The following is a 7,216-nucleotide window of genomic DNA, read 5'->3' as shown; positions in this document are numbered from 1 at the left end:
CGCGCCGGGCCTTCCGCCGCCGGCGCGGCGCGCGTACGGGGCCCGCGCGGGCCCCGTCCGGCGGCCCTCCCCGGGCCACGCCACCGGCCGTCAGCCGGGTACGGCAGACTTGAAGGCTCCCAGACGGACTAAGAGGATGGTCATGCCGATCACACCCGCCACCGGCCGCCCGGCCGAGGCCGCCGCCGCCCCCGCGCCGAGCGCACCGGACGGCTCCGCCGCAGGGCCGATCCTGCTCGAACTGGTCGACGAGGACGGGACCACGACCGGCACCGCGGAGAAGCTGTCCGCCCACCTGGCGCCGGGCCTGCTGCACCGCGCGTTCTCCGTCTTCCTGTTCGACGACCGCGGCCGGCTGCTGCTCCAGCGCCGGGCGCTGGGCAAGTACCACTCCCCCGGCGTCTGGTCGAACACCTGCTGCGGCCACCCGTACCCCGGCGAACGGCCGTTCGTGGCCGCCGCCCGGCGCACCGCGGAGGAGCTGGGCGTGGCGCCGGCGCTGCTGCGCGAGGCGGGCACCGTGCGCTACAACCACCCCGATCCCGCGTCCGGGCTCGTGGAGCAGGAGTACAACCACCTCTTCGCGGGACTGGTGCGCGAGCAGGTGCGGCCGGATCCCGAGGAGGTCGGCGAGACCGCGTTCGTCACGCCCGGTCAGCTGGCCGCGCTGCGCGCGGACAGCCCGTTCTCGGCCTGGTTCACGACCGTGCTGGACGCGGCCCGGCCCGGCATCCGCGAGGTCACCGGGGCGGCGGCTGGCTGGTGACGGCGCCCCCGGCGCCGGAGCGGTCGGCGCGGGCGGCGTCCGGGCGCAGGGCCGTGTCCGCGCGGGCGGCGGCGTCCGGGCGTACGGCGTCTGGGCGTACGGCGTCTGGGCGTACGGCGGCGTCCGGGGAGCCCGGCGGCGGGAGCGGCAGGGCCGCCCAGACGGCCTTTCCGCCGCTCGCGGTGCGCTCCACGTCGAAGGTGCCGCCCGCCTCGCCGGCGATCGCCTCGACCAGCAGCAACCCGCGCCCGCTGGTCCCGTCCGGGTCCGCCGCCAGCGCCGTGGGCCGGTAGGGGTGGCCGTCCTCGACCGCGACCCGCACCCAGCCGGGGGTGACCGACAGCTCGACGGCGATCCGGGGGGACAGCACCGCCGCGTGCCGCACGGCGTTGGTGACCAGCTCCGAGACGATCAGCAGCAGGTCGTACACCAGGTCGTCGCCGACCGGGACCGGCTGGCGGGCCAGCAGGTCGCGCACCGTGCGCCGGGCCCGCGGCACGGTCGCCTCCTCGGGCGGAGCGGTGAAGCGCCAGGCCCCTTCCGGGCCGGCCGGTCCGCGGGCTGCGGCCTGCCGTTGCCCCGTCGGGACGCTCCCGAGGATTTCCATGTCCGACACCCCACCCATCGCCGCGGCTCGACCATTTCACGTCGAGTGTTGGTAATGACTCGGGTTGGACCGGCTGACTGACCAGAAGTCGCCGCCTATCGGCGGAATCTGATCGGAGTACGTATGCCAGAGTCACGCCCACGAGCATTCCTGTCCGCCTTGTTTCCCCGGCGCACCCCCGCTCCGGCCCGGCGCCCGGCCGCCCCGAAGCGCCCGTCCCACCCCCTTGAGCGCCCGTCCCGCCCGCCGGACGCCGTACGGCCCCGGATACGATCCGCGCCATGGAGCCCTGCCTGAAGCACCACGTCGCCGACGGCGTCGCCACCGTCGTCATCAGCAACCCCGCCCGCCGCAACGCCCTGACGCGCGGCATGTGGGAGGCGCTGCCGCCGCTGCTGGCAGGGCTCGCCGCCGACCCGGCCGTACGGGCCCTGGTGCTCACCGGCGACGGCGACTCCTTCTGCGCGGGCGCGGACATCACCTCGCTGGGCCCGACCTACGAGGAGACCACCGGCGTGGGCGTGCCCGCCGAGGAGGCTCTGGCGGCCTTCCCCAAGCCCTCCCTGGCGGCGGTGCGCGGCTACTGCGTGGGCGGCGGCTGCCAGCTGGCGGCAGCCTGCGACCTGCGGTTCGCCGAGGAGGGCGCGAGCTTCGGCGTCACCCCGGCGAAGCTCGGCATCGTCTACTCGCCCACCTCCACGCGCCGCCTGGCGGACCTGGTGGGCCCGGCCACCGCCAAGTACCTGCTGCTGTCCGGCGAGCTGATCGACACCGAGCGGGCGCTGCGCACCGGCCTGGTGGACGAGGTGGTGCCCGCGGGCGGCCTCGACAAGCGGGTGGCGGAGTTCGCGCGGGTGCTGGTGTCGCGGTCGCCGCTGACCCAGGCGGCGGTCAAGGAGTTCACGGCCGGGCCCGTCGCGCCCGAGCGGCTGGCGTACTGGGCGGAGCAGGTGCCGGCCAGCGGCGAGACCGCCGAGGGCCTGGCCGCCTTCGTGGAGCGGCGCGCGCCGCGCTTCGGCTGGACGCCCGCCGGGCAGGGCCCGGGCGGGGCCTGACCGGGGCGGCGCCGGGACCGGGCGGCGCGCCGCGACCCCGCGCGCCGCGGCGCGGCCCCGAGAGAGTACCGTTCGGTACCATGACCACACTGCCCGAGCGCGCCGGCCGGCGCTGCCACGCGGTCCTCAACCCGATCCACTCGACCGTCTTCTTCACCCCGGAGCTCCCCGCGGAGTTCGCAGCGCTGGGCCTGCGGGACCCGGCCGCCCAGTACTTCGCCGCCCGTTCGGCGCCGCTGGGCCGGGTCGGCGCGGCCACCGTCACCGCGACCTTCTACAACTTCAAGCACGAGCTGATCGCCCGGTACATACCCGCCGCGTGGGACGTCGTCTCCCCCGAGGAGGCGCTCGCGGCCCGGCTGCGCGCCGCCGACGCCCTGCTGCGGCGGCTCCTGGGCGAGGAGGCCGTGGAGTCCAAGGAGATGGCGGAGGCCGCGGACCTCGCACTGCGCGCCACCGAGGCGTGCACCCCCTCCGCCCGCCCGCTGTACGCGGCCAACGCCGCGCTGCCCGTGCCGGACGCGCCGCACCTGGCGTACTGGTATGCGGCCACCCTGCTGCGCGAGCACCGCGGCGACGGCCACCTGGCCGTCCTCCTGGCCGCGGGCCTGGACGGCCTGGAGGCGCAGGCCACCCACACCGCGAGCGGCAAGGGCATGTCCCCGCAGTGGGTCCTGCGGACCCGCGGCTGGACCGAGCCGGAGTGGGAGGCGGCCCGGGAGCGGCTGCGCGAGCGCGGCCTGCTGGACGCCGAGGGCGAGCTGACGGCCGAGGGCGTGGAGCTGCGCCGCCACCTGGAGGACGAGACCGACCGCCTCGACCGGGCCCCGTACGAGCACCTGGGCGAGGCCGGCGTGGCCCGGCTGACGGAACTGGCGGGCGGCTTCACGGCGGCCGTGCTGGCCGCGGGGGGCTTCCCGGCGGACCTGATCGGCAAGCGCTGAGGCACGGCCGGGCCCGCCGGGACGCCGCGCGCGGCCCGCGGGCCCGTCAGGCCCCGTCGCCGACGTCCCGTCTGCCCGGCGACGCCTGACTCNCGCCGGGACGCCGCGCGCGGCCCGCGGGCCCGTCAGGCCCCGTCGCCGACGTCCCGTCTGCCCGGCGACGCCTGACTCCCCCCAGCTACCGCTGGGAGGTGCCCCCGCCCCGCGACGCCGGGAGGTGCCCCCGCGCACCGGGCGCCGCGGGGCCGGCCCGCCGGGCGGACGGCGCCACGCCGACGACGGGGGCCAGGCGGGTTTGCGCCGGGTGCGGGCGGTTACCCGCCCGTCGTGGCGGCGCCGGCCCGCCGGGCCGGCAGGGTCCGGCGGGTCCGCCGCGCGGACCCGACCCGAGGAGATGCCGTGTTCCGCGCCATCGCCGACGTGCTGCGCGCCATCGGCGCGACGCTCGCCTCCGTCGTGACGCTTCCCTTCCGCGCTCTCGCCCGCCTCTTCGGCGGCGCCTGACGGCAGCACCCGCAGGCACGTCTGAACCGCGGCGGCGCGCGGGCCCGGCGGGCGTCCACCGCCCGCCGGGCCCGCGCGGCGCCCCGAGGACGCCCTTCCGCCCCGCTCGGCCGGGCCCCGGAAGCCGTGCCGGAACACGCCACGGACCGCTGGTCCGCTACCGACCCGCCCTCGGCCCGATAACCTGACAAGCACCGCGGAGGGAGAGCGGGAGGGAAGGGGGACGAACCGCATGAGCGAGACGACGACGGCGACGACGACGTTCCAGCGGGCCCGGCGGCCCGAGCAGCGCGAGGTACGGCGCCAGGCGATCCTCCAGGCGGCCGTGGACATGCTGGCGGACATGCCGGTCGCGGAGATCAGCCTGCGCGAGCTGAGCCGGAGGGTGGGGCTGGCCAAGTCCAACGTGCTGCGGTATTTCGAGACCCGAGAGGCGGTCTTCCTCGAACTCCTCGACCGCGCCTGGCACGACTGGCTCGACGCCCTGGAGGCGGGCGAGCTGCCGCCGCCGCCCGCCGCGCCCCTGGGCAGGGCGTCCGCGTACGCGCCGGTCGCGCGGGCCACCGCCGAGTCGCTGGGCCGCCGGCCGCTGCTGTGCGAGCTGATCAGCGTGCTGCCCGGGGTGCTGGAGCGCAACGTCTCCACCGAGGTCGTCCGCTCCTTCAAGCAGCGGGCGCTGGGCCACAACAGCCGGCTCGGGCGGCTGCTGGGCGAGCGGATCCCGGAGCTGGACGAGACCGCCTCGATCGAGCTGGCGTCGACGGTCTTCACCTTCGCCGTCGGCCTGTGGCCCCTGGCCAACCCCGCGCCGTCGGTGGTCGCGGCCCTGGAGGACCCCTGCCTGGCCGGTGCCCACGTCGACTTCGCGGACCGGCTGGCCCGTACCACCGAGCTGACGGTCGCGGGCCTGCTGAACCGCTCCTGACCGGCCCCCGGGCGCCCCGCGGCCACCGGGGGACCACCCGCTGACACGCCGGGCGGGCCCGCGGTGTCGGCGTCACCTGCCACAATGCGAAGCGCGGGCCGGCGGGAAGCCGGAAGTCGCCAGAAAGCGGAGCGTGATCGTGACAACAACCATCGAAGGGTCCGCGAGCGGGTCCGTCGAAGGCAGGATCGCCGACGAGCTCGGCGTGCGGGAGCGGCAGGTGCGGGCCGCCGTGGAGCTGCTCGACGGCGGCTCGACCGTGCCGTTCATCGCCCGCTACCGCAAGGAGGCGACCGGGTCGCTGGACGACGCGCAGCTGCGCGCCGTCGAGGAGCGGCTGCGCTACCTGCGCGAGCTGGAGGAGCGGCGCGCCGCGGTCCTCGACTCGATCAGGTCGCAGGGCAAGCTGGACGCCGGTCTTGAGGCGCGCATCCTGGCCGCCGACTCCAAGGCCCGGCTGGAGGACATCTACCTGCCCTTCAAGCCCAAGCGGCGTACGAAGGCGCAGATCGCGCGCGAGGCCGGGCTCGAACCGCTCGCCGACGGCCTGCTGGCCGACCCGGGCACGGCGCCGCAGGCGGCGGCCGCCGCCTTCGTGGACGCGGACAAGGGCGTGCCGGACGCCGCCGCGGCGCTGGAGGGCGCGCGGGCCGTCCTGACCGAGCGGTTCGGGGAGGACGCCGACCTCATCGGCGAGCTGCGCGAGCGCATGTGGGAGCGCGGCCGGCTGGTGACGAAGGTCCGGGAGGGCCAGGACGGGCCGGAGGGCCCCGGCGCGAAGTTCGCCGACTACTTCGACTTCGCCGAGCCGTTCACCGAGCTGCCCTCGCACCGGGTGCTCGCCGTGTTCCGCGGCGAGAAGGAGGACGTCCTGGACGTGGCCCTGGAGCCCCAGGGCCCGGAGGAGGACGACGCGGCCGGCCCCAGCGCCTACGAGCGGGCCATCGCGCGCCGCTTCGGCATCGCCGACCGCGGCCGCCCGGCCGACGCCTGGCTGGCCGAGACGGTGCGCTGGGCGTGGCGCACCCGGATCCTGGTGCACCTGGGCATCGACCTGCGGACCCGGCTGCGGCAGGCCGCGGAGGACGAGGCCGTGCGGGTGTTCGCCACGAACCTGCGCGACCTGCTGCTGGCCGCCCCGGCCGGCACCCGCCCCACCATGGGCCTGGACCCGGGCTTCCGTACGGGCGTGAAGGTGGCCGTGGTGGACGCGACCGGCAAGGTGGCCGCCACCGACACCGTCTACCCGCACGTGCCCCAGCAGCGGTGGGACGAGGCCCTGGACCGGCTGGCCCGGCTGGCGGCCGAGCACCGCGTCGAGCTGGTCGCGATCGGCAACGGCACGGCGTCCCGCGAGACCGACCGGCTCGCCGCCGAGCTGTGCGGCAGGCACCCGGAGCTGAAGCTCACCAGGGTCGTGGTCTCCGAGGCGGGCGCCTCGGTGTACTCCGCCTCCGCCTACGCCTCCCGCGAGCTGCCGGACCTGGACGTCTCGCTGCGCGGCGCGGTGTCGATCGCGCGGCGGCTGCAGGACCCGCTGGCCGAGCTGGTCAAGATCGACCCCAAGTCGATCGGCGTCGGGCAGTACCAGCACGACGTGTCCGAGGTGAAGCTCTCCCGCTCCCTCGACGCCGTGGTCGAGGACTGTGTGAACGGCGTCGGGGTGGACGTCAACACCGCCTCCGCGCCGCTGCTGAGCCGGGTGTCGGGCATCGGCTCCGGCCTCGCGGAGAACATCGTCGCCCACCGCGACGCCAACGGCCCGTTCCGCGGCCGCACGGGCCTGAAGTCCGTGCCCCGGCTCGGCCCGAAGGCGTACGAGCAGTGCGCGGGCTTCCTGCGCATCCGCGGCGACGACCCGCTCGACGCCTCCAGCGTGCACCCGGAGGCGTACCCGGTGGTGCGCCGGATGGCGGCGAAGGCCGGCGGCGACGTGGCGTCCCTCGTCGGCGACACCGCGACCCTGCGCGGTCTCGACCCGGCCGACTTCGTGGACGACTCCTTCGGCCTGCCGACGGTCACGGACATCCTGCGGGAGCTGGAGAAGCCCGGCCGCGACCCGCGGCCCGCCTTCCGGACCGCGTCCTTCAAGGAGGGCGTCGAGAAGATCGGCGACCTTCGGCCGGGCATGGTCCTGGAGGGCGTCGTCACCAACGTCGCGGCGTTCGGCGCGTTCGTGGACGTGGGCGTGCACCAGGACGGCCTCGTGCACGTCTCCGCGATGTCGAAGACGTTCGTGAAGGACCCGCGCGACGTGGTCAAGTCCGGGGACATCGTGCGGGTGAAGGTCCTGGACGTGGACATCCCGCGCAAGCGGATCTCGCTGACGCTGCGGCTGGACGACGAGGCGGCCGGGCCGTCGGCGGGCGGCGGCCGGGCCGAGCGCGGCGGGCGCGGCGGCGAGCGGCGCGGCGG

6 protein-coding genes and 1 pseudogene are annotated in these 7,216 nt (G+C 76.5%); 6 read left to right on the top strand and 1 reads right to left on the bottom strand.

Annotated elements, in window-relative coordinates:
• Positions 1-142 precede the first annotated feature (142 nt).
• Positions 143-766 (top strand): isopentenyl-diphosphate Delta-isomerase, encoded by a 624-nt coding sequence (idi, locus tag RKE29_RS26450; protein ID WP_312008175.1) that lies wholly within the window; start codon positions 143-145, stop codon positions 764-766.
• A 142-nt stretch (positions 767-908) separates the two neighbouring features.
• On the opposite strand, the pseudogene RKE29_RS26445 reads toward idi, so the two are convergent.
• Positions 909-1,373, bottom strand: a pseudogene (locus tag RKE29_RS26445) (ATP-binding protein); the annotation flags it as partial.
• A 281-nt stretch (positions 1,374-1,654) separates the two neighbouring features.
• On the opposite strand from RKE29_RS26445, the gene RKE29_RS26440 reads away from it, so the two are divergent.
• The 5 genes from RKE29_RS26440 to RKE29_RS26420 all read left to right on the top strand — a co-directional run.
• Positions 1,655-2,428, top strand: coding sequence for an enoyl-CoA hydratase/isomerase family protein (locus tag RKE29_RS26440; RefSeq protein ID WP_312008174.1), 774 nt, complete (start codon positions 1,655-1,657; stop codon positions 2,426-2,428).
• An 80-nt stretch (positions 2,429-2,508) separates the two neighbouring features.
• Positions 2,509-3,372, top strand: a complete 864-nt coding sequence (locus tag RKE29_RS26435) for a hypothetical protein (protein ID WP_312008172.1) — start codon at positions 2,509-2,511, stop codon at positions 3,370-3,372.
• Between the two features lie 399 nt (positions 3,373-3,771).
• A complete protein-coding gene (locus RKE29_RS26430) occupies positions 3,772-3,876 on the top strand; it encodes an LPFR motif small protein (protein ID WP_312008171.1) in 105 nt (34 codons plus the stop codon).
• Between the two features lie 232 nt (positions 3,877-4,108).
• Entirely contained in the window at positions 4,109-4,801 is a 693-nt protein-coding gene (locus RKE29_RS26425; protein WP_312008170.1) for a TetR family transcriptional regulator, read from the top strand.
• Positions 4,802-4,934: 133 nt separating this feature from the next.
• A partial coding sequence (locus RKE29_RS26420; RefSeq protein WP_312008169.1) for a Tex family protein occupies positions 4,935-7,216 on the top strand: 2,282 nt, incomplete at its 3' end.

This window comes from Streptomyces sp. B1866 (genome assembly GCF_031932565.1).
Taxonomy (GTDB): domain Bacteria; phylum Actinomycetota; class Actinomycetes; order Streptomycetales; family Streptomycetaceae; genus Streptomyces.
This window is presented reverse-complemented; position numbering and strand designations above follow the sequence as displayed.

Excerpts from the sequence above, each read along its gene's own strand:
- idi (WP_312008175.1), top strand. The coding sequence starts at position 143 with ATGCCGATCACACCCGCCACCGGCCGCCCGGCCGAGGCCGCCGCCGCC.
- RKE29_RS26440 (WP_312008174.1), top strand. The coding sequence starts at position 1,655 with ATGGAGCCCTGCCTGAAGCACCACGTCGCCGACGGCGTCGCCACCGTC.
- RKE29_RS26435 (WP_312008172.1), top strand. The coding sequence starts at position 2,509 with ATGACCACACTGCCCGAGCGCGCCGGCCGGCGCTGCCACGCGGTCCTC.
- RKE29_RS26425 (WP_312008170.1), top strand. The coding sequence starts at position 4,109 with ATGAGCGAGACGACGACGGCGACGACGACGTTCCAGCGGGCCCGGCGG.